General features: G+C 61.3%; 18 protein-coding genes. All 18 read right to left on the minus strand.

The annotated features are described in order from the left end of the window. Window positions 1-2: 2 nt before the first annotated feature. The 18 genes from OIM99_RS01240 to OIM99_RS01325 all read right to left on the minus strand — a co-directional run bounded on the left by OIM99_RS01240 (window position 3) and on the right by OIM99_RS01325 (window position 22122). Window positions 3-1478: an aldehyde dehydrogenase family protein gene (locus OIM99_RS01240; protein WP_311848491.1), complete on the minus strand. Its 1476-nt coding sequence runs from the start codon at window positions 1476-1478 to the stop codon at window positions 3-5. Window positions 1479-1488: 10 nt separating this feature from the next. Beyond that, window positions 1489-2931 carry an aldehyde dehydrogenase family protein gene (locus OIM99_RS01245; protein WP_311848492.1) on the minus strand — a complete coding sequence of 481 codons (1443 nt, stop codon included), beginning with the start codon at window positions 2929-2931 and terminating at the stop codon, window positions 1489-1491. Between the two features lie 99 nt (window positions 2932-3030). Then, window positions 3031-3996 (minus strand): aldo/keto reductase, encoded by a 966-nt coding sequence (locus tag OIM99_RS01250; RefSeq protein WP_311848493.1) that lies wholly within the window; start codon window positions 3994-3996, stop codon window positions 3031-3033. Window positions 3997-4280: 284 nt separating this feature from the next. Further along, entirely contained in the window at window positions 4281-6143 is a 1863-nt protein-coding gene (locus OIM99_RS01255) for a feruloyl-CoA synthase (protein ID WP_311848494.1), read from the minus strand. Window positions 6144-6610: 467 nt separating this feature from the next. Further along, the gene (locus tag OIM99_RS01260) at window positions 6611-7366 is read right to left on the minus strand and encodes a GntR family transcriptional regulator (RefSeq protein ID WP_311848495.1); all 756 of its coding nucleotides are present in this window, start codon (window positions 7364-7366) and stop codon (window positions 6611-6613) included. Between the two features lie 118 nt (window positions 7367-7484). After that, window positions 7485-8093: a carboxymuconolactone decarboxylase family protein gene (locus OIM99_RS01265; protein ID WP_311848496.1), complete on the minus strand. Its 609-nt coding sequence runs from the start codon at window positions 8091-8093 to the stop codon at window positions 7485-7487. Then, complete coding sequence (locus OIM99_RS01270) at window positions 8090-9298, minus strand: CaiB/BaiF CoA-transferase family protein (RefSeq protein ID WP_311848497.1); 1209 nt, start codon at window positions 9296-9298, stop codon at window positions 8090-8092. Before OIM99_RS01270 ends, OIM99_RS01265 begins: the two co-directional genes overlap by 4 nt. 2 nt (window positions 9299-9300) lie before the next feature. Continuing rightward, on the minus strand, window positions 9301-9963 hold the full coding sequence (locus tag OIM99_RS01275; RefSeq protein ID WP_311848498.1) for a glutathione S-transferase family protein: 663 nt from the start codon (window positions 9961-9963) through the stop codon (window positions 9301-9303). 107 nt (window positions 9964-10070) lie between these two features. Next, window positions 10071-10844, minus strand: coding sequence for an alpha/beta fold hydrolase (locus OIM99_RS01280; protein ID WP_311848499.1), 774 nt, complete (start codon window positions 10842-10844; stop codon window positions 10071-10073). Further along, entirely contained in the window at window positions 10844-11605 is a 762-nt protein-coding gene (locus OIM99_RS01285; protein WP_311848500.1) for an enoyl-CoA hydratase-related protein, read from the minus strand. The genes OIM99_RS01280 and OIM99_RS01285 overlap by 1 nt, the downstream gene beginning before the upstream one ends. Beyond that, window positions 11605-13671, minus strand: coding sequence for an FAD-dependent oxidoreductase (locus tag OIM99_RS01290; RefSeq protein WP_311848501.1), 2067 nt, complete (start codon window positions 13669-13671; stop codon window positions 11605-11607). Before OIM99_RS01290 ends, OIM99_RS01285 begins: the two co-directional genes overlap by 1 nt. 53 nt (window positions 13672-13724) lie before the next feature. Then, on the minus strand, window positions 13725-14429 hold the full coding sequence (locus tag OIM99_RS01295; RefSeq protein ID WP_311848502.1) for an ABC transporter ATP-binding protein: 705 nt from the start codon (window positions 14427-14429) through the stop codon (window positions 13725-13727). Beyond that, window positions 14429-15181 (minus strand): ABC transporter ATP-binding protein, encoded by a 753-nt coding sequence (locus tag OIM99_RS01300; protein WP_311848503.1) that lies wholly within the window; start codon window positions 15179-15181, stop codon window positions 14429-14431. Before OIM99_RS01300 ends, OIM99_RS01295 begins: the two co-directional genes overlap by 1 nt. Continuing rightward, window positions 15178-16449 carry a branched-chain amino acid ABC transporter permease gene (locus OIM99_RS01305; protein WP_311848504.1) on the minus strand — a complete coding sequence of 424 codons (1272 nt, stop codon included), beginning with the start codon at window positions 16447-16449 and terminating at the stop codon, window positions 15178-15180. Before OIM99_RS01305 ends, OIM99_RS01300 begins: the two co-directional genes overlap by 4 nt. 3 nt (window positions 16450-16452) lie before the next feature. Then, window positions 16453-17394: a branched-chain amino acid ABC transporter permease gene (locus OIM99_RS01310; protein WP_311848505.1), complete on the minus strand. Its 942-nt coding sequence runs from the start codon at window positions 17392-17394 to the stop codon at window positions 16453-16455. A 65-nt stretch (window positions 17395-17459) separates the two neighbouring features. Then, window positions 17460-18713: an ABC transporter substrate-binding protein gene (locus OIM99_RS01315; RefSeq protein WP_311848506.1), complete on the minus strand. Its 1254-nt coding sequence runs from the start codon at window positions 18711-18713 to the stop codon at window positions 17460-17462. Between the two features lie 254 nt (window positions 18714-18967). Then, window positions 18968-20539, minus strand: a complete 1572-nt coding sequence (paaZ, locus tag OIM99_RS01320; protein WP_409371495.1) for a phenylacetic acid degradation bifunctional protein PaaZ — start codon at window positions 20537-20539, stop codon at window positions 18968-18970. Then, on the minus strand, window positions 20539-22122 hold the full coding sequence (locus OIM99_RS01325) for a benzoate-CoA ligase family protein (RefSeq protein ID WP_311848508.1): 1584 nt from the start codon (window positions 22120-22122) through the stop codon (window positions 20539-20541). Before OIM99_RS01325 ends, paaZ begins: the two co-directional genes overlap by 1 nt. Between the last annotated feature and the right edge of the window lie 8 nt (window positions 22123-22130).

A 22130-nucleotide genomic window follows, 5' to 3' on the forward strand; every position in this document is an offset into this window, starting at 1 on the left:
GGTCACACCTTATGGAAGTTCATCGCGTGAATTTCAGTGAATTCGGCGAGACCAAGCTCCGAATTCTCGGTGCCGATGCCGCTCTGCTTGATGCCGCCGAAGGGCATGTGGCGACGACCGAGACGCGATTGCGCGTTCTTATTGATATAGGTCATGCCCGCTTCGAGACGACGGGCCAGGGCGACGCCGCGCTCGAAATCGCTGGTCCAGATGCTGGAGCCCAAACCATATTCGGTGCCATTGGCCAGAGCGACGACTTCGTCCTCGCTCTTGTAGCTCATCACCGGCAGGACGGGACCAAACTGTTCGCAGGTGACGATATCGAAATCACCGGCCGGCTTTTTGACCAGAACGGGCAACATGTAATTGCCCTCGTCCCAGCTCTCCGGATCGACCTTGTGGCCCAGCTCAATCAATTCACCGCCGGCCGCACGGGTCTTTTCGACCAGGCTTTTGAGAAAAGCGAGCTGCCCCGGGTTGTTGATCGGGCCGAAGGTCGTGCGAGGGTCAAGAGGATGGCCGACACGGAAGGCATCAATCTGAGCCGCCAGCTTTTCGAAGAAGGCGTCGTAGATTCTCTCATGCACATAGAGCCGCTTGATGGCGAAGCAGAACTGTCCCGAGCGATGGAAAGCGCCGGCGATCAGGGTCGGGATCGTCTTGTCCATATCGACATCGTCGAGCACAATGGCCGCATCATTGCCGCCGAGTTCAAACTGCACGTTCTTCAACGTATCGGCCGCCGTCTTCATGATCTGCTTGGCCGCGGCACCACCGCCGGTGAAGGAAATCAGGCGGACTTTCGGATGCGCGGAGAGCGCGGCACCCGTCTCGGCGCCGCCATGCACCACGTTGATGACGCCTTGCGGGAAGAGGCCGGCCAGCTTTTCCATCAGAATGGCGACACCAACAGGAGCCGTCGGCGGCGTCTTGATCACCAAGGTGTCGCCGGCCACCAGTGCCGGGGCGAATTTGCGGATGAGAAGGACGATCGGCGCATTCCACGGCACGATGGCGGCGACGACGCCGATCGGGCGATGTTCGATGCGCACGATGCTCGTCTTGTCTTCGACGATCACCGGTTCGAGCGCCACTTTGGCGGCTTCGACATTATCGCGGGCCGCATAGGCCGCGCCACGCAGCTCCATGATGATCTCGACCGGCAGCATGCCGGTTTCGCGCACGACGACGCCGGCCAGGCCCTCGATGCCCTTTTCCGCCTCTTCTTCAATCAAATCAGCGGCGCGCAAGACGGCCGCGGCACGATCGTCGATCGATATGGCGCCCCAGGGCTTCAGTGCCTTATGAGCGGCTTCAACCGCCCGGTCGACCTGCGCTTGATCGGCAACGGCGACGCGCGCGATGACGTCATCGCGCCGGCCAGGATCTCTGACGTCGAAACGTTCGGTTGATCCGACCCAGGCGCCATCGATGAAATTGTCGACCGTCAGTGTGGCCGGCGTAACGAGAATGGTCATGACGGATGCCTCACTTATGGAAATTGATCGCGTGATATTCGACATATTCACGCAGGCCGATGGGCGAGCTTTCGCGGCCGATGCCGCTCTGCTTCACGCCGCCGAAGGGAATGTTCTTCTGGCCGAGCCGTGACGTGCCGGAATTGTTGATGAAGGTCATGCCGACTTCGAGCCGCTGCGCGAGCTTCAGCGCCTTGTCGAAATCGCGCGTCCAGATGCTGGAGCCAAGGCCCAGTTCCGAATCGTTGATGCTGTCGACCACCTGATCGAGGTCGTCGTAACGCACGACCGGCAGCAGCGGGCCGAACTGTTCGACCTGAACGAGCTCGGCTTCGAGATCGATGTCGGAAACAACGACCGGGCGCATGTAATAGCCCTGCTCCCAGGTTTCCGGCGCGACGACGCTGCCGAGCTCCTTGACCGTGTAGCCATCTTTGTGGGTGCGCTCGAGCAGGCCTTTCAGAAAATCGAACTGGCCCTTGTTGTTGATCGGACCGAAGTTGACGCCCTTGGTCAGCGGATGGCCGACCTTGAACTTATCGACTTCGGCCTCGATACGCTTGACGACCTCTTCATAGATCGACGCCGGCACATAGACGCGCTTGACCGCGAAACAGAATTGGCCGGAGCGCCGGAAGGCGCCGCCAAGCAGTTTCGGCAGGGCATCGTCGAGATCGGCATCTTCCAGCAGGATCGCCGGATCGTTGCCGCCGAGTTCGAACTGCACGCCTTTGATGCCGTCGGCCGCATCCTTCATGATCATGCGGGCCACGGCGCCACCGCCGGTGAAGGAGACCTTGCCGACCAGCGGATGGACGGTCAATGCATGGCCGACATCGCCGCCGCCATGCACGATGTTGATGACACCGGGCGGAAACAGCGCCGCCATTTTCTTGAGCAAGATCGACAAACCCAAAGGCGCCGTCGGCGCCGGTTTGACGACGATCGTGTTGCCGCACACCAAAGCCGGCGAGACTTTGCGCATGGCCAGGATGATTGGCGCATTCCAGGGAATGATCGCGGCGATCACGCCGATCGGTCGCTTCTCGACGCTGACCCAGCTCTCGTTGTCCTCAACCTGTTTGGCATTGAGGAACGTCTCGGCCGCCTCGGCATTGTCGCGCACAATATTGGCGGCCATGCCGATCTCGGCCTTGTTGGTGGGCACCAGCATGCCGGATTCGCGCGCCATGAGTTCGACCACGGAATCCGCCTCGGCATCCAACAGGTCGGCCGCTTTGCGCAGCAGTTCGGCGCGCTCGGCATAAGTGGTTTTCTTCCAGCTCTGAAAGGCGCGATGGGCGGACTTGACCGCCGCATCGACTTCAGCAGCACCGCCGCGCGCAACGCGCGCCACGACATCATCGAGACGACCGGGATCACGGAGATCATCGCGCGCGGGCGAAGCGACGTCCTGATTGTCGATGAGATGATCGAGTTCAAGGGCTGCCATGGTCGTTATTTTCCTTCGAACTTGTTTTGAACTTGAATTTGGAGATGAATTTTGACGTGCGTGCGCAACGGCAGGCGGCGGGAAAACGCCGTCTTGCTGTCAGTCGATGGTGCGCTCGATCTCGTAGTCTGACCTGGGCGCCAGCGCGGCAATGCGCGCGCGCAGCTCCGGCGTCATGTCGAAGGCAACGGCATCGACGTAATTGTCGATCTGCTCAACCGTTTCGGCGCCGATGATCGGCGTCGTCACCGCCGGATGCGAGGCCGCCCAGGCGACCGCCAGCATGGCCGGATCGACAGCGATCTCGGCGGCGATCTGGCAGAATGCGGCGGCGATCTCGAAATTGCGCTGATCCTCATAGCGCTTCAGATAGCGTGCTTCGGCGAGGCGGCCGGTGCGCGGCCCGTTCACATCCGCATTGGCCTTGGTCAACAGGCCGCTCGCCAAAGGCGAGAAGACCATGACGGCAAGGCCCATCTCCTGCGCCAGCGGAAACAGCTCATCTTCGGCCTGGCGTTTGACCAAATTGTACATGGGCTGCACGACATCGAAGCGGGCGAGCCCTTCCCGCTGCGAGATGCCAAGCGCCTGCGCGATCCGCCAGGCCGCCCAGTTCGAAACGCCGGCATAAAGGATCTTGCCCTGGCGCCGCAGGTCGTCGAAAGCGCGCAAGGTTTCTTCGGGCGGCGTGAACGGGTCGTAGTGATGGGCGAAGTAGACGTCGATATAGTCGGTCTTCAACCGCCGCAGGCTATTCTCGACCTCCTGCATGATATGGCGGCGTGACAGACCCGAGCCGTTGGGATCTTTCGACATCGGCCGGCAGACTTTTGTGGTGATCACCACGTCTTGGCGATCGGCCGCCATGCATTCGCCGAGAATGGCTTCGGCCTTGCCGCCGCCGGCATAGGAATTAGCGCAGTCGAAGAAGTTGATGCCCTTGTCGCGACAGGCATCATACATGGCGCGCGCCGTCTTCGCGTCGCTGTAGGAGCCGAAGGACATCGTGCCGAAGCAGATGTTGGAAACCCGGGTTCCTGTCCGTCCAAGCTGTACGAATTTCAAAACTCGACTCCGAGAGGCCGTTTCGACCCACGCAGCAAGTGTCGATGGGGCCCGACCACTCGCGTCACCTACCCAGAGTCTTTCACCGTTTCTTTGAAACGGTGAAAGACTTCAGGCTTCTGTTTTGACGCGTTTTCTTCACGCGAACCGGAATCCACTTCGCTCGAAAACGCTCTATGGCGCGGTGATCGCATGCACCCTTCTAAAAGTCAATAATATACCTTTTTGCTTAATTCCAAAGAAGCAATAGCCGGAAGCATTTGAAAGCACTCGCAATCCGGTCGCTACCGTTCCGGGCATTCGATCCGCTCCGGATAGTCATCATCATAGAGCTTCGCCAGCGCTTGCGCGCGCCGCGCGAGCACCGCCCGCTGATTGATATAGCCCTTGTCGGTGATCTCGCCCTGATCGACCGAGGGCGGTTCGGACAGCAGCACGGCATAGCGCGCGAAGGTCGATGACCCGCCACCGCGCGCTTTGAGCGCCGCCAGTCCTTGCGCAATCCGATCACGGATCGCCGGTGATTTCAGAATGTCTTCGGCGGGAACATCGGCAGCGAATGCGCCGATGGCGCGGCAGGCGGCAAGATTGGGGAAGACGAGGAAGCCAATGTCCTTCCTGTCATGCCCGGTGACGACGATATCCTGCGCGATGGGCGCAAGCGCCGCGACGCCATCGATGCGCAGCCGTCCTACGCTGACCCACGTGCCCGACAAAAGCTTGAAGTCTTCGGAGACGCGGCCATTGAAGAACAGGCCCTTCTCGGGCTCCGTCGGACTGGCGAACGCCACCGCATCGCCGATCATATAGAAGCCCTCGTCATCGAAGGACTTCCGTGTCTGCTCGGGCGACTTCCAATAGCCGGGCGTGACGTTGGGACCGCGAACCCTCACTTCAAGTTTATCACCGGCGGGAACCAGTTTCAGCTCCGTGCCTGGGACGGGCACGCCGATATTGCCTGAACGCGGCGATTGGAAATGACAGTCGGTCGCCATCGGCGCGGTCTCGGTGGAGCCCCAAGCGGACACCAGCGGCACGACATAGCCGACCGTGTCGCGCGACATGGTTTCAAGCGCTTCCCAAATGTTCTGCGGCAACGCAGCGCCGGCATAGAAAATGAGCCGGGTTTTCTCGAAAAAGCGTTGTCGCAGTGCCGAATCCCGAGAAAGCGCCTGCACCAGCATTTCAAAGCCGAGAGGGACGTTGAAGTAAATAGTGGGGCTGACATCGCGCAGATTGGCCAGCGAGAGTTCGAACAGCGCCGGCACAGGCTTGCCGCCATCAATGTAAAGCGTGCCGCGATTGCGCAGCACGCAATTGAAATTGTGATTGGCGCCGAACGTGTGGCTCCACGGCAGCCAATCCAGGATGACGAGATCGTCCGTCTCTTCCAGAAACGGCCAGACTTGCGCCTTCGCCGCCTGATTGGACGTCATCATACGTTGCGTGTTGATCACCGCCTTGGGCGAGCCCGTCGAGCCGGACGTAAACAGCAATTTCGCAATCGTATCCGGCGTCACGCTTCGAAAGGCCCGTTCGACAGCATCGCGACTGTTCGAACTGAGCGACGAAAACGGCTGTTGATTTGGCCCCGCCGGAACGCTGGCCAGCACCGGCGCGCGATGCAAGTCCTCGATGGCTGCGAGCGCCGGCTGATAAGCGCTGCCGTTCGAAACGAAAATCACGCCCGGGTCGAGCAGCGCGATCATGTCCTTCAGCTTGTCGCAGCTTTTCGAAATCAGCGCATAGGCCGGCGAGATGGAGGCGACGGGAATGCCGACATGCATGGCGGCCAGCATCAGCACCGCATGATCGACGGAATTCTCAGAGAGGATCGCGACAGGCCGCGTGGCGTCGAGGCCATTATCCAAAAGCCAGCCGCCGACCGTGCGCACCTGACTAAGGGCATCGCCATAGGTCAATTGCCGCCAGGGCGCATCTGCGCGCGCTCTTTCCGCCAGAAAGATGCGGTCCGGCACACGTGCCGCCGCTTGCTCAAGCCAGTCGCCGGCGCAACGCGCGTAATCCTTCAAGGGTTCGGCAGAGGCCAATATGATGCTGCCATCGACAGTCTGGCGAGTGGTGATGCGCGGCCGAGCGAAGAGATGTCGAACTGGGCTGTCGCCTGCTTCCACGGACAGAGTCATCGCCGGCGGCCCTCCCTCGGCCTTCGGAAACGCCACTCACGCCAATTCTGCATAATAGTGCAGAATAATTGCTATGATTAGGCTGTCTTCTATGAAAAATAATACACGTCCTTGGACGAGCGTCAATGCGGATGGAGGTGCCGATAATAAGAACAAATCAAGAACAAAATTCCGCCGCCCTCCCTTCGTATTTTGCGCATGGTTTCACCGTGGCGAGCGTCGCGGGTCATGCTGGGGAGAGGGTGTTGGATCGCGCAACACGGACATCGAAGGGGGCAATCGCGGTCGACAGCGCGGCGTTGCACGGACGTCGCCGCGCCCATGATCGAGCCCGGAAAGGGGGATGTCGCGAGATTCTGAGGAACAACCCCATGCAAGGGCATTTTCAGGGATGTTGTCCCAGCCAGTGGCTGGGCTTGGTCAGCGCCTCAAAGACACGTCAAGGCAGAGCTTCCAAAGCCAGTCGCTCAGCGCAACTTCAGATCGACGCGCACCTTGTCGCCACGATAGATGCCATCGGCGACGATCACCAACTCGCCCTCGCCATCGACGGCGCAGCGCTCCACCTTGGCGATCGGATGGCTCAAGGGAATGTTGAGGAGATCGGAGGTCATCAGATCGGCGCTGCCGATGGTCAATGTCTGGGTGGCATCAGTGATCTCGATACCGGGAATGTCCGCCACGAGGCGCATCGCGGTCTTGGAGGTATAGGCCTCTTCCGGAATCAGCGGGCAGACCCGCTCGGAGACATAGACATCGGCGAGGAGAAAAGCTTCGCCATCGCGGGTGTGGCGGCGGCGCAGATGGCGATAGGCCTCGGCCGGGCGGCCAAGCTGGCGGTGGCCCGGCGGCAATTTCACATTGCGCTCGTCGGAGAGCACTTCGATGCGCGCATTGTCGCGCGCGATCAGCATGCCGCTCCAATCGGTCTGAACCTGGCACCACAGATCCTGCGCCGGCCGCTCGCGCACGAACGTGCCCTTGGCGCGGTAGCGCTCGATGAGACCGTCGTTCTCCAAAATGTCCAGCGCCTGGCGAATCGTCATGGTGGCGACGCCGCACTCCTGGGCGAGCTCCTCGACGGTCGGCATTTTCGAGCCGACACTCCATTCGCCGGTCTCAATCCGGCGGCGAAACAGGGTGGCGAGCTGAATATAGCGGGCAACCGCGCTTTTTTTCAGCGCTTCGACGGTCGAGGCGGATCGAATTGCGGTGCTGGACAAACGTTCCTCCTTGATGGCCCGCACCTATCCGATACTCAAAACGGCGGCCATGGCTAAACAGCAATTGTATAGCATATGCTGTTTTTGCATTCAAAAAGTCGGAGTGAACGTGCAGCACTCACTCCGCTAAGGGTGGTAAAACCGTAAAGCCCGCGGGAAAACGGCCTGACGGCAGCAATTCCGCGTTCACGCCTGCCGGCAAGGGAATGCGATGGACGTTCAACGTCATCGCCACCATGCAATAGTAGCCAACGAGTGCGGTGAGTTCCATGACGCCGCCCTCGCCCCAGCGCGCGACGACGGCGCCATAAGCCGCGTCTTCCACATAGGCGCGCGTCAAAAGCTCGCTGACAAAGCGATAGACTTCCCGATCCGCCTCGTCCTTGAAGGGCGGAACACGGCCATCGCGCAGCGCGTCGATGATCTCGACCTCAAGCCCGTGGCCTTCGGCGGCGCGGCGATGCACGCCCCATTCGAGATCGCTGTTCCAGGCGCGCGCCGTCATCAGCACGGCGAGTTCACTCAAGCGCGGCGGAATGCGCGTCTGAAAGCGCAGGCTCTCGCCGAGCTTGCTCCAGCGCTCCGCCAATTCCGGATTATGCAGCGCGGCGCGCAGCGGCCCCACAAGTTCGCCGCGCTTGCCGTTGACGATGCCATCGAACACCCGACGTTGTGCTTCGTTCATGCCGTCGGTGTCGGGCAGGGAAATGCGTGCTCCGGTTTTCATGCGCGGCCTACTTCATCCATCTTTGTCGCGAGACCGAGCTCTTTCAGAATCTCAGCGGTATGCTGCCCCAGCAGCGGCGGTGCTTTTTCAAATTCAAGCGGTGCATTGGTGAAACGCATCGGGCTCACCACCTGCGGCACGGTGCCGGCAAGCGGATGCGGCAGATGACGCAGCATCTCGCGATGTTTCACCTGCGGCTCCTCGAACACCATCGGAATGGTGTTGATCGGACCGCACGGCACTTTCGCGGCACCCAGATGCTCCAGCCAATATGACAACGGCTGGGTGGCGAAACGCTCGCAGATCATCGGATGCAGAATATCGAGATGGGTGACGCGCGCCGCATTGGTGGAGAATCTAGGATCGTCGGCCCATTCGGGCCGGCCCTGCACTTCGGCGAAGCGACGGAATTGTTCGTCATTGCCGACGGCAAGAACGATATGGCCATCGGCCACCGGGAAAACATCCTGCGGCTGGATGTTGGGATGTTTGTTGCCACGCCGGATCGGCGTCTCACCCGACACCTGATAGTTCATCGCCTGATTGGCGAGCATCGCCACCGAAACATCGAGCATGGCGATGTCGACGAAATCGCCAACGCCGCTCTGGCTGCGACGCGCCAAAGCGGCGAGCACCGCTATGGTCGCATACATGCCGGTCATAATGTCGACGATCGGCACGCCGACCTTCTGCGGACCACCGCCGGGAACGCCATCGCGCTCTCCGGTGACGCTCATCAGGCCGCCCATGGCCTGGATCATGAAATCATAAGCGACATCGGCCTGTTTCGGCCCCGTCGTGCCAAAGCCAGTGATCGAACAATAGATGAGGCCTGGATTGAGCGCCTTCAAATCCTCATAGCCGAGGCCATAGCGCGCCAAAGTGCCGGACTTGAAATTTTCGAGCAGAATATCGGAGGTCTTCGCCAGGGCGCGAATGACCTCCTGGCCCGCTGGTGTCGAGATATCGACCTCGACCGAGCGCTTGCCGCGGTTGACCGAAAGATAATAGCCGGACTCTTTCGTCGGGTTGCCATCGGCACCCTTGAGATACGGCGGCCCCCAGCGGCGAGTGTCGTCGCCTTCACCGGTGCGTTCCACCTTGATGACATCAGCGCCAAGGTCCGCCAGAATCTGGCCCGACCATGGCCCCGCCATGATACGGCTCAGATCGAGCACCCTGACGTGCGAAAGCGGTCCCGCCAAAATCAGTCCTCCCCAAAATTCAAATGCATGTCGGGGCCGGCATCGGCCTCTTGGTCATTGACAATAGGCAAAGCCTGAAGCGACGGCCGCTTGGCGACGCTGGCTTCCCATTGCGCCAGCGCCGGATGCGCTCGACGCCAGCCACACTGCGCGAAGCGGAAATCGAGCTGGCCCAAGGCGCAGAGAATAGCGATCTGGCCAAGTCCGAAAGACTCACGCAGGCGCGGCGCTTCGGCCTCAAGCGCTCGCATCGCGGCATAGACTTTGGCCCGATAGGACAAGATGGTTTCAAGATCGCCGCCCGACGCGCTCTGCCGCTCGATCCGCCACAGCAACAGATTGTCGGTGAGGCCATCGCCCAAAGCCTGCCAACGCAATTGCGCATAGCGTTCCGGCCCCGCCTCAGGCAGAAGGCGCACGCCTTCGCGCACGAGACCCACAATATATTCGGAGATGACAGCGGAATCGAACAGCGGCGGCAAGCCATCGACGAACAGGACCGGAATCTTGCCCAGCGGATTCTCGGCGAGAATGACCGGATTGGGTGTCCCACGCGGCGTCGCCACGGTGCGCACCAGCGTGACCTGGTCCGCCAAGCCCAGCTCATGAAGCACGATCATGACCTTCCGAACGAAGGGCGATTTGGGGGACCAATAAAGTTTCAAACCGACGAATCCGAACTGGTTGGGCGTACCGCCTGGTGAACCTGGGCACTGTAGAAACAGCGCCGCCAAATAGTCAATAAGTTATGTTTATGATTTTTAAGCTGCGATCAGCTAACTTTCAGAAATGACAGAAGAATCTCGTTGAACAGATCTGGACGCTCATAATTGGGGAGATGACCAGCATCGGCGATCTCCTGGATGTTGGCGCCAGGGATCGCCGCCGCCATCGCCCGCATGGTCGCCGGCATGGCGCCGTCTTCCTGGCCCACCAGCAGCAGGGTCGGCACGGCCACACGCGCGAGCACCGCCACTTCGTCATAGTTCTGCAAAGCTGTGGCGCAGGCGATGAAACCCTTGAGCGGCGTCGCGGCGATCATCGCATGCAGACGCTCGCCGAGCAGCAGAGCGACCCGCTCCGGCCGCAGCCAACGCCGCACCGTCTGATCGGCCATCGCCACCATGCCATTGGCCGTGCCGAAGGCGATGCGTTCTTCCCAAGCCGCCTTGCTAGCAGCGGAACTGCTCGCCTGCCCGTCGACCAGAATAAGACGCTCGAACCGCGCCGGCGCCTTGCGATAAGCAGCTAGGCCCGTCGGCACGCCCATGGAGAGGCCGACATAGGTACAGGCGGCGATCTTGCAGTGATCCAGCAGAGCGATCAGATCATCCGACAATTGCTCGATCGTCTGCACTTCGTCCGGCACGGCTGAAGCGCCATGCCCGCGCTGATCGTAACGCAGAATATTGAAGCGACCCGCAAGGGCCGCGACTTGCGCGTCCCAAAGGCTCAGATCGGTCATCAACGAATTGCCGAAGACGATCCAGGGCGCGGTATCACCGCCGTGTTCGGGCGCGGCGCGTTCGATGCGATGATTAAGCATCAGCGTCCCACCCACACCGGCGCGCGCTTTTCCACGACGGCGCGTGTCGCCTCGCGCGCATCTTCCGTCGCCATCAGCTTGGTCGAATAGCTTTGTTCGAGTTCATAGCCTTCTTCGGTCTGCATGAACTCGACCTTATTCAGCGCATCCTTCGCCATGCGCAGGCCGATCGGCGCCTTCGAGCCGATGAGCGCGGCCAGTTCCTGCGCGGTGCGCGCGAGATCATCGAACGGCACGACATCCTGGACGAAACCGACGCGCCAGGCTTCGCGCGCATCGATCGGCCGGCCGGTGAAATACATTTTGCGCAGCAAGCCTTGCGGCAGATGGCGGGCCATGTGAGCCGCGCCGCCGCAGCGGCCGACATTGATCTCGGGCATGCCGAAGGTGGCATTCTCCGAGGCGATGCGCACATCGCAGACCGATGCCAGCACGCAGCCCGCGCCCAGCGCCGGTCCATTGATGGCGCCGATCACCGGCACGGCGGCGTGCCGCACGGCGCTGAAACAGCGGCGAATGATTTTGGCCCGCGCCGGATCATCTTCCACCTTCGCAGCCAGAAACTCGTTGAGATCAAGCCCGGCGCAGAATGCCTTGCTGCCGGCAGCGGTAAAGACGATGCAATTGATGTCCTGCCAATTGGCGGATGCTTCGAACGTCTCGGCGATTTCTTCATAGATCGCCAAGGTGATGGCATTCACCGGCGGCCGGTCGATCGTCACCGTTGCCACCTTGTCCTTCTTGTCGACGATCAAAGCCATCACACGGTCTCCTTAACGCGACCGGCGCTCGTCGGCGCCAGGTCCTTGAGCGCGGACGCGATGTCGCCCGCACGAAATGTCGCCCCTTCGGCTTTGACCGTCTTCGCCAAAGCATCCGCCAAGACGTCTTGCGGCACATGCGCGGCCCACCATAGTGGCCCACCCGTCCAGCGCGGAAAACCATAGCCATGTACGAGCGTCACATCGATATCGGACGCACGTTGCGCCACGCCTTCCGCCAACAGCAGCGCCGCTTCATTGACCATGGCGCCCAGGCAGCGGGCGCGAATCTCGTCGTCATCGATGGCACGCGGCGTCACGCCGGCTTCTTTCCGTGATGTCGCGATGATTTCCGCCACGACCGGATCGCTCATCGGTTTGCCATCGACATAGGTGTAATAGCCGGCCCCGCTCTTGCGGCCGATGCGCCCCGATTCACACAGGCGATCGGCGATATCGACATACCGCGCCTTGGGATCGCGTGAAGCGACGGTGGCCTTGCGCATCCGATAGGCGATATCGAGGCCGGAAAGATCGGTGACGGCGAACGGGCCCATCGCCATGCCAAATGCCGTCATGGCGAGATCGACAGCCTCGGGCGTCGCGCCGTCCTGGATCAAGAATTCTGAATGTCGGCGATAGGCATTGTAGATGCGGTTGCCGATGAAGCCATAGGCGTTTCCGGCAACCACAGCCTGTTTGCCGAGCCGTTTGGCCAGCGCCAAACCGGTGGCCAAAGTGACGTCGCTGGTGGCTTTACCGCGCACCACTTCCAGCAGTTTCATGATGTGCGCCGGACTGAAGAAGTGCAGGCCCAGGAAACGCTCGGGATGCGGCAGGACCGCAGCCAGTTCGTCGATATCGAGATAGGACGTATTGGTGGCGACGATCGCATCGGATTTGACGATCTCGCCGAGGCGGCCGATCAATTGCTTCTTGACGGCCATGTCCTCGTAAACGGCCTCGATGACCAGATCGGCCGTCGCCACCGCCGTTAGATCGTCGGAGAACGTCAAGTGAGCACGCAATTGTTCCGCCCGCTCGGTCGTCAGGCGCTTGCGCTCGAGATCGCCGTCCAGCAATCCATTCAACCGCTCCTTACCGGCGGCAAGAGCGTCCTGCCCCTGCTCGACCACGGTGACGGCAAGCCCCGCATTCAATAGGGCGTAAGCAATGCCGGCACCCATCGTGCCGGCCCCGATAACGGCGCAACGTTCAAGCATCAGCTTGCTGTCGGTTACATGATCGATCTTGCTGGCTTTACGCTCGGCAAAGAACAGATGCCGGATCGCGAAGGCTTCCGGCGACACGCGAATCTCCTGGAAAGCCGCGCGCTCGATCGCCAGTGCTTCGCCGAAAGGCTTTTGCGACGCCATGAGAACGAGGTCGGCGGCCTGCACGGCGGCGGGGCGGCCTTTGGCCTTGGCGATGGCCTTTCTGGCGACTTCCTTGACCTGCGCGTCATCAAAGGACGGCACCGGTTCGTCGCCCAGACGCCGCTTGCGATTGAACTTGCGCAGTTCGGCGATCGTGTCCTGCGACAAGTCACCGTCGCTGATCGCGTCGATCATGCCGATTTTCAAGGCTTCTTGCGCCGGCACGCGACGGGAATCGCAGATGACCTCGATCGCCTTGGCGACGCCGGTGAGGCGCGGCAAGCGCTGCGTGCCGCCGGCGCCTGGAAACATGCCGAGGCTGACTTCCGGCAGGCCGACGACGGCTTTGCGGTTGGCGACGCGCAGATCACATCCCAAGGTCAGTTCATAACCGCCGCCAAGCGCCGCGCCATGAATAGCGGCAGCAACGGGAAGCGGTAGAGCCTCAATGGCGGCAATCACTGCCGGCAGTTGCGGCTCGCTGAGCGGCGCGCCGAATTCCTTGATGTCGGAGCCGGCAATAAAAGTCTTGCCCGCGCCGATGAGGACAACGCCTACAAGTCCCTGTGTCGCAGCGATCTCGGTGAGCGCCCGCAACAAACCCTGGCGCACCGCATGGGAACCGGCGTTCACCGGCGGATTGTCGATGGTGACGACGGCGATGTCTTCCGTCCGAGCCCAGGTGATCACGATTTGCCCTTCGAATGTATAACGAAAACGGTTCGACGAATCTCCGCCGGGTTTCAGCTTACTTCCAGCCAGGTGCTTCGCACGACATCATTCGCTTGGAACTCGCTAACGGAACCGGAGAAGACGATTTCGCCCCGGCCCATGACGAAAACCTTGTCGGTCAATCGCATGACCATGGAGAGTTTCTGTTCGAGCAGAAGAATCGCCAGGCCGCGCCGTTTCATCTCCAGAATGGCTTCCGCCAGCGCGTCGATCACTTTCGGCGCCAGACCTTCGGTCGGCTCGTCGATCAGCATGACATCGGGATTGCCGAGCAGGGAGCGGAAAAGGGTCAGCATCTGCTGTTCGCCGCCGGACAGGAAACCGGCCTTGATGTTGCGCCGTTCGCGCAGGCGCGGAAACACATCGTAAAGTTCATCCCGCGTCCAAGCCGGACGCGGCGATACACCGGCCTTCACGCCGATGGTCATATTCTCATCGACCGTGAGATTGCGGAAAATCTGCCGATCCTCGGGCACATAGCCGATGCCGGCATGAGCAATCTCGTGGGCCGGCATGCCGGCAAGTTCGCGGCCGCTGAGTTTCACCGTGCCGCGTGACGGCGGCAAGAGCCCCATCACCGCCTTACAGGTGGAGGAGCGGCCGGAGCCGTTGCGCCCCAGAATGGTGGCGATCGAACCGCCCGGCACCTGGAAGGTGACGCCGTTCAGCACTTTGATATGGCCATAGGCGGCGTGCAGATTGGCAATATCGAGCATCAGTGCGCCCCCTCGCCCAGATAGGCTTCCCTGACGCGCGCATCGGCGCGAATTTCGGCGGGCGTTCCCGTCATCAGAATGCGGCCGTTCACCAGAACCGACACGCGATCGGCGAGATTGAAGACCACGTCCATATCGTGCTCGACCATCACCAAAGTGCGGCCTTCGGTCATGCGGCGGATGAAGGTGATGACATGTTCGGTTTCCTCGCGCGACATGCCGGCGGTCGGCTCGTCGAGAAGAATGAGATCGGCACCCGTGCCGACGGTCATGCAGATTTCGACCGCGCGCTGTTCCGAATAGGCGAGATCGCCGGCGCGCTTATGGGCGCGCGCTGTGAGATTGGCGCCTTCGAGGATGGCGTCGGTTTCGCGGCCGATATCGGTCCAGACCGGACCACGGCGCAGCAGGCTCCAGCGTTTGCCGAAACGCCCCATCACGCTCAGCATGATGTTCTCGCGCACCGTCAGCTTGTCGAACACATGGGTGATCTGAAACGAACGGCCGAGACCCGCCCGATTGATCTTGTGGGGCACCAGACCGCCGATGGTCGATCCGTTCAAGGTGATCGTGCCCGATGTCGGCGCGAAGGCTCCCGAAATCAAGTTGAACAGGGTCGACTTGCCGGCACCATTGGGGCCGATCAGGGCGTGGCGCTCGCCACGCGCGATCTCTAGATCGATCGCCTCCAGAACACGGACGATGCCGAAGCTCTTGGCGACGGAGGCGAGGCTCAGGGTGACGTCGGTCATTTCGTCTCTCCCGTGCCGACAGGGTGGGCAAGTTCGGCGCGACGTAGGAACGACGGCCATTTCGCCAGCCCCTGTTTCAGCAGCACCCATGTGCCAAGCAGCAAGCCACCGACACCGGCGATCCACGTCAGCGGCGAAAACGGATTGAACGAGAGCCCCATCAGTCTCACCGCCGGCCAGACGCCTTGGCCCGATGCCACGGCCGCACGATAAGACTCGGAACAGATCGTGCCGGTGACTTCGACGAGAATGATCAGACCGACGATGGCGAGGATCAAAGCCGCCAGATTGACGACATCGGAAAGATCGAGCGGCGCACGTTCGCCCGCGCGCACCTGGCGCACCCGCTCGACAATGGCGCCACCGATGCCTTCCGGCGCGAACAGCACCGTGGCGACGAAGGCGACGCCGAGATAGAACATCCAGAAATGCGAGAGGTTGGCGCCGAAATAGCCAAAGCAGGTCGTCAGCGCCGCGCCGATCACCGGACCGAAGAAGACATTGGCACCGCCGATGACCGTGTTGAGAACGACGAAGGCCGAACCGGCGCCCTGGAACAGAACCATGTTGGCGGATTCATCGGAGATGGCGAGCAGCGCGCCGGCGAGGCCCGACACGGCGGCCGAGACGGCGAAGACCAATGTCTTCACCTTGCGGGCATCGTAACCCAAAAACTTCACGCGCAGCTCACGCTCGCGAATGCCGCGAACGATGAGACCGAAGGGGCTGCCTTGCAACCAATAGAGAAACAACATCACCAAAATCGCCCACACCAAGGTCAGGTAATAGACTGACGTGGTGGTCTGAAAGGCGAAAGGCCCCCAATCGGAGCGGATCGAGCGCAGGCCCGACTCACCACCGAACACGCTTTCCCATTTCACCGCGATGGCACTGACGAGCTCAGCCAGTGCCACTGTGATCATGGCGAAATAGACGCCGGTGCGAATGGTGGCGAACCAGCCGGCGATGAGGCCGAAAGCAAATCCCGCCGCGGCGCCAACAAGCGGCAGCAAGGGCGTCGGCAGAAACCCACCCTTGTCGATGGCTTCCATCGCATAGATCGTCGCGAAGGTGCCGATGCCATAGTAAGCGGCGTGGCCGAAGGACGGCAGACCCGCCTGCCCCCACAGAAGATTGAAGCCGAGCGCGAAGATCGCCGCGATCATCACCTTGATCGCCAGATTCTGGCTGGCGAGATCGCCGACATAGGGCAATACGATCAGAAAACCGGCCAAGGCGGCTATGAGGATATAGAAGATGCTCTTCATGACTTAAGCTCTATCGTCGCCCGCAATGCCTTGCGGACGGAACATCAACACCAACAGCATGAGCAGGAAGGGCAGAACGCCGGCCGTGCTGGACAGTGGCACGGCGAGGAGATCGCTGGCGGTCTTTTGCGAGACGAGCCCGATCGTCGCCAGGATCTGGCCGAAGGTGATGTCCAAATAGACGACGGCGTTGACCAAGATGCCGATCAGCAATGAGGCGATGAGTGCCCCGCCGACGGAACCCAGGCCGCCAACCACCACCACGACGAAGACGATGACGCCGAGTTCCGTCGCCATATTCGGGCTCGTGGTGTAGTAGGCGCCGCCCATGGCGCCCGCAAGACCGGCAAGGCCGGCACCAACGGCGAACATGGCCGAGAAAATGGCGGAGACATTATAACCGAGCGCCCGCACCATATCCGGATTGAGAACCGCCGCGCGCACAACGAGGCCGATGCGCGTGAAACGCAGCAGACAGAAGATCGCCGCGAACATCACGATCGCCGTGGCGCCGATGAGCACACGGAAGAACGGATAGGAGGCATCGCCAATGGTGAAAGCGGCAAAACGCAGGCTTTCCGGCACCGAATAGGCGACCGCATAGGGTCCGTAGAACAGTTTCACCAGCTCTTCGAAAGCGAAGAACAGGCCGAAAGTGAGCAGCAATTCCTGCACGTGGCCGAAGGAGCGCACATGGCGCAGCAGATAGCGCTCGCAGACAAAGCCGATCAGCGCCACGCCGAGCGTGCCGATCAGAATGCCGCCCCAAAAACCGAAAATCGTCACTGCCGTGAAGGCGAGATAGGCACCCAACATATAGAACGACGCATGGGCGAAGTTCAAAATGCCCATCATGCCAAAGATCAGCGTGAGACCGGAGCTGATCATGAAGAGCAAGAGCCCGTAGATCACCCCGTTCAGCAACGCGACAACAACAGTTTCCATATTTTCAAGCTCCGGGAGCGCTCAGGCTGGGCATCGCCAAGGATGCCCAGCCGCTGTCGCTTCGGTCAGGGGCGAACCATTTTGCATTCGGCGCTGACGGGCACCGAGGTTTCCTCGGCGCTCAGCAGTTTCACCGGTTGGAAGCCCATGTCGGTGCCGTCGAGCTTGTGTTTGGCATCCTTCGACACGATGGAGACGACCAGCGGCAACTGCAGCTGATGGTCCTGCGCGCGCATCGACAACGTGCCCATCGGCCATTCCACCTTGTTGTTTTCCAGCGCGGTGATGAGCTGCTTGATGTTGATCTTGCTTCCCGCCGGCAGCGACTTCACGGCGCTGGTCAGCATGGTCATGGTGATCAGGCCGTTGCTCATGAAGGCCACCGGATCGCGACCGGTCGCCGTGTTGAACGCGGCGCGATAGGCGTCGCCCGCTTCGCCGCCCGCTTCGGCATTGAAGATCTGCGCGCTGTAGCCGCCAAGAGCGGCGGCGCCGGCGCTCGCCAGATTGCCCGGCTCGTCAAGGAACATGCCGGCGAATTTGGTCTTGAGGCCGGAGGCCGCGGCTGCTTGCAGGATCAACAGAAGATCGCTGCCGCTGCTGGCTGTGAACACCGTGTCGGGCTTGGCGCCGCGGGCCTTTTCGATGAAGGGCGAGAAATCGCGGATCTTGAAGACGTCGTGACGCGCCTTGCCGACCACTTCATAACCGTAGGTCTTGGCGTTTTCATCGGAAGCCGCTTCCATCTCGCGGCCCATCGTATAATCGGGCTGCAAAGAATAGATACGCTCGCCGAGCATGCCCTTGTCCTTCATCACCTTCGCCAGTGCGTTCTGGCGGATGTAGGGCGTCGTGGTGAAGCGGAAGGAATAGTAGTTGCAGTCCTTGCCGGTGAAGTTGAGGCCTTCGGCACCGACGATGAGCAGCACGGCCGGATCATCGGGATTGCGCTGGTTCCAGCGCTGAATGTCGGCGAGGTTCTGCGAGGCCAAGGGCGACGTGCCGGCGCCGATGAAAATGCGGGCGCCATCGGCAATGGCCTGTTTGAAGCGATCGGCCGCGCCCTGGGTGGTGCCGGCATCGTCATAGATGGTCACTTGCAGCGGATTACCGTTCCAGCCGCCGGCGGCATTGAACGGTTTGGCGACGAAATCCACGGTCGGCTCGTACATCGCGCCGATGAACGCCAGCGGTCCGGTCTTCGGGGTCAGATAGGCGACCTTCACCGGATCGGCCTTGGCCGTGCCCGCTCCCAAAGCCAGGGCAGACATCGCTAAGCCCGAAACGGCAGCCAAAGCGAATAGGCGTATGGATTTCATAGACATCCCTCCACTGGTTAGACCGGGGGCGAGTCCAATCCCCTTCGGAAAGCCAACCAGCGGTCCGGACCTTCAAGTCCGGCCAGGCTTTTCTCGAACCCCGGCAAAAACGCCGGCAAACTAGGAAGCGAGGGCCTTTATGTCAATAATATACTTTTTACATTTTTGGAAAATCTAAACTGCGGTTTTGTGGACTAAAAGCCAAGCCAGCGGCGGCAAAACCGGCTGGCTTGGCCTGATCTCGGGAGGTTCGCTTACGAAGTCGCGCCGACCAAGTTTTCTCCGGTGATCGATGCGATGCGCGCCGTCGATCCCTGCAAAGCCGTACGCTGCAAATAATGCATCATGCCGCGCAGGCCTCCGAGTTCTTCGCCGCCGCCGGCGCGGCCCGGGCCGCCATGCAAGAGATGCGGCATCGGCGATCCATGCCCAGTCTGCTCAGCGCCGCAGTCACGATCGATGAACAAGAGACGACCATGGAAGGAAGCGATGTCCTGCACGATGCGCGCGGCCGTCGCTCCGTCATACGTGTAGACGGAAGCGACGAGGCTGCCTTGGCCACGATTAACGAGGTCCATCGCCTGATCGAGATCGTCATAAGGCATGAGCGTCGAAACGGGGCCGAAGGCTTCCACGTCGTGAACGTATTTGGCGGACATGGGCGACGCGCAGCTCAGCAGAAGCGGCGGCAGGAAAGCGCCGGTCTGCGCATTGGCGCCGAGGACTTCGAAGGCTTGCGGATCGCCGAAAGCGAGTTCGCATTCTTGCCTGAGCTTGCCGACGAGATCGAGCACCTGCCCGCGCTGGGAAAGGCCCACCAATGGCCCCATGCGGACATTCTCAAGCGCGGGATCGCCAACCGCCACTTTGGCGAGGCGTGCCCGCAGGGCCTCCGTCGCCGCCGCCAGGGCACCGCGCGGCACGAAAGCACGGCGGATGGCCGTGCATTTCTGGCCGGCTTTCACCGTCATCTCGCGCGCCACTTCCTTGACGAAAAGATCGAACTCCGGTGTGCCGGGCACAGCATCAGGCGCCAGCAGTGCGGCATTGACGGAATCGCGCTCGGCGATAAAGCGCACGGCTTCACGCGCGATGACCGGATGGCGTTGCAGGATCTGCGCCGTCTCGGCCGAGCCCGTGAAGGAGACCACATCCTGACCGGTGAGATGATCGAAGAGATCGCCCGTCGATCCGATCACCGTCTGCAAGGCGCCGGCGGGCAATACACCGGAGGCCTCGATGAGACGCACAAGCCGTTCGGCCACATAGGCTGTGACCGTCGCCGGCTTGGTGATGACAGGAACGCCAGCGAGAAAGGCCGGCGCGAATTTTTCCAGCAGACCCCAACATGGAAAGTTGAAAGCGTTGATATGAACCGCGGCGCCTTGCAATGGCGTGCGCACATGGCGGCCGATGAAATTGCCGCTTTTCGTCAAGGGCTCGATATCGCCGTCGAGTAACAGGTTCGACGCCGGCAATTCCCGGCGCCCTTTCGACGCATAGACGAACAGCACGCCGATGCCGCCATCGACATCGAGCATGGCGTCCATCTTGGTGGCGCCGGCATGGCGCGAAAGCTCGTAGAGCTGCTCCTTGTGGGCATTCAGATATTCGGCAAGCTTCTTGAGCTGTTCCGCCCGTTCGCGAAACGTCGCCTTGCGTAAGGCCGGGCCACCAACCTTGCGCGCATAGGCCAGCACGTCCGCCATGGCCGCCGGCCCTGACGCCACCCGCGCGACGGGCTCACCCGTGACGGCGCTATGGATCTCCGCACCACCTGATGCCGGCGACAGCCAACGTCCCAACACATGACTGGAAAGCTCGATCATGATTCCTCACGCAATTTAAAACGCTGAATTTTGCCCGTCGCCGTCTTGGGCAGGTCGTCCCGCACTTCCATCCAGCGCGGATATTTCCAGGCGCCGGCATTGTTCTTGACGTGCGCCTTGAGATCTTCGAACAACGTCTCGCTGTTGGCTGCGCCGGGCTTCAAGACGACGAAAGCCTTCGGCTTGACGAGCCCGTCCGTGTCTTCCTTGCCTACAACTGCCGCTTCGAGAACGGACGCGTGGGTCAGCAGGACGCTCTCGATCTCGAAGGGCGAGACCCAGATGCCAGAGACTTTGAACATGTCGTCGGTGCGGCCACAGTAATAATAGAAGCCGTCCTCGCCGATCCGATATTTGTCGCCGGTATAGGTCCATTCGCCACAGAAGGTGCGGCGGGTTTTGGCGCGTTGCAGCCAATAGCCCTCGGCCGACGACGGCCCCTTGATGATGAGTTCGCCGATCTCGCCCTGCGGCACGAGATTGCCGGCATCGTCGATGAGCTTCGCCTCATAGCCGGGAACGGGCGTGCCCGATGAACCGTAACGCACCATGCCGGGACGATTGGAGACGAAGATGTGCAACATCTCCGTCGAGCCGATGCCGTCGATCACTTCGGTGCCGACCTTCTCCTGCCAGCGCAGACCGATTTCCTCCGGCAAGGCTTCGCCAGCCGACGTCGTCAGGCGCAGACGATCGGAACCGGCGCCCTTGCCGACGTCCTTGTTCGCCAGCATGGAGGCAAACAGGGTCGGTACGCCGCAGAAGATCGTCGGCTGATGATCGCGCATCACTTTCATGACGCTGTCGGGGGTCGGACGATCCGGCAGCAGGATCGCGGTCGCGCCCACCGACATGGGAAAAGACATGCTGTTGCCCAACCCATAGGCGAAGAACAGTTTCGCCGCCGAGAACACCACATCCTCGGACGAAAATTTCAAGACGTTCTGGGCAAAGAGCCGTGCTGTGTACATGGGGCTCGCATGTAAATGACGCGTGCCCTTCGGCGCTCCAGTGGAGCCCGACGAATAGAGCCAGAAGGCCACCTCATCGGCGCGGGTCGGCGCCGCCAAAGCTTCATCGGAACCTTCGCCCAGGAATGTTTCCAGACTGACCGCGCCGGGAAAGTCCCCCTTACCGCTAACGATCACATGCAGTGGCCGCTGTCGGCGGATCGCCTCGAGTACCGGGCCGACGCGATCGAGCAATTCGGCGGAGACGACAACGGCGCTCGCACGGGAATCCTCGATCATGTAGGTCCAGAATTCCGGCGTCAGCAGCGTGTTGATCGGGATCGGTACGATGCCGGCCTTGATCGCGCCCCAGAAGATCACCGGCATGTCCACCGTATCCAACGTGATCAGCGCAATGCGCTCTTCGCGGCGGATGCCGAGGCGGTGCAAACCGTTGGCGAATCGATTGCAGCGCTGTTGCAGCTCGCGATAGGTGATCTGCCGCGTCGGATCGATGAAGGCGGCTTTGTTGGCGAAGCCCGCCGCCACGGTGCGATCGACCAGATCGCTTGCCGCGTTATATTCGCCCGCCGGGGGCGCCCAAGTCAGATCCATCGTCATCGCATTCATCTGCAAGT

It is taken from the genome of Methylocella sp. CPCC 101449, assembly GCF_031921685.1.
In the GTDB taxonomy this organism is placed as follows: domain Bacteria; phylum Pseudomonadota; class Alphaproteobacteria; order Rhizobiales; family Beijerinckiaceae; genus Terripilifer.

Excerpts from the sequence above, each read along its gene's own strand:
- OIM99_RS01240 (WP_311848491.1), bottom strand. The coding sequence starts at position 1,478 with ATGACCATTCTCGTTACGCCGGCCACACTGACGGTCGACAATTTCATC.
- OIM99_RS01245 (WP_311848492.1), bottom strand. The coding sequence starts at position 2,931 with ATGGCAGCCCTTGAACTCGATCATCTCATCGACAATCAGGACGTCGCT.
- OIM99_RS01255 (WP_311848494.1), bottom strand. The coding sequence starts at position 6,143 with ATGACTCTGTCCGTGGAAGCAGGCGACAGCCCAGTTCGACATCTCTTC.
- OIM99_RS01265 (WP_311848496.1), bottom strand. The coding sequence starts at position 8,093 with ATGAAAACCGGAGCACGCATTTCCCTGCCCGACACCGACGGCATGAAC.
- OIM99_RS01280 (WP_311848499.1), bottom strand. The coding sequence starts at position 10,844 with ATGCTTAATCATCGCATCGAACGCGCCGCGCCCGAACACGGCGGTGAT.
- OIM99_RS01285 (WP_311848500.1), bottom strand. The coding sequence starts at position 11,605 with ATGGCTTTGATCGTCGACAAGAAGGACAAGGTGGCAACGGTGACGATC.
- OIM99_RS01295 (WP_311848502.1), bottom strand. The coding sequence starts at position 14,429 with ATGCTCGATATTGCCAATCTGCACGCCGCCTATGGCCATATCAAAGTG.
- OIM99_RS01300 (WP_311848503.1), bottom strand. The coding sequence starts at position 15,181 with ATGACCGACGTCACCCTGAGCCTCGCCTCCGTCGCCAAGAGCTTCGGC.
- OIM99_RS01305 (WP_311848504.1), bottom strand. The coding sequence starts at position 16,449 with ATGAAGAGCATCTTCTATATCCTCATAGCCGCCTTGGCCGGTTTTCTG.
- OIM99_RS01310 (WP_311848505.1), bottom strand. The coding sequence starts at position 17,394 with ATGGAAACTGTTGTTGTCGCGTTGCTGAACGGGGTGATCTACGGGCTC.
- OIM99_RS01315 (WP_311848506.1), bottom strand. The coding sequence starts at position 18,713 with ATGAAATCCATACGCCTATTCGCTTTGGCTGCCGTTTCGGGCTTAGCG.
- OIM99_RS01325 (WP_311848508.1), bottom strand. The coding sequence starts at position 22,122 with ATGAATGCGATGACGATGGATCTGACTTGGGCGCCCCCGGCGGGCGAA.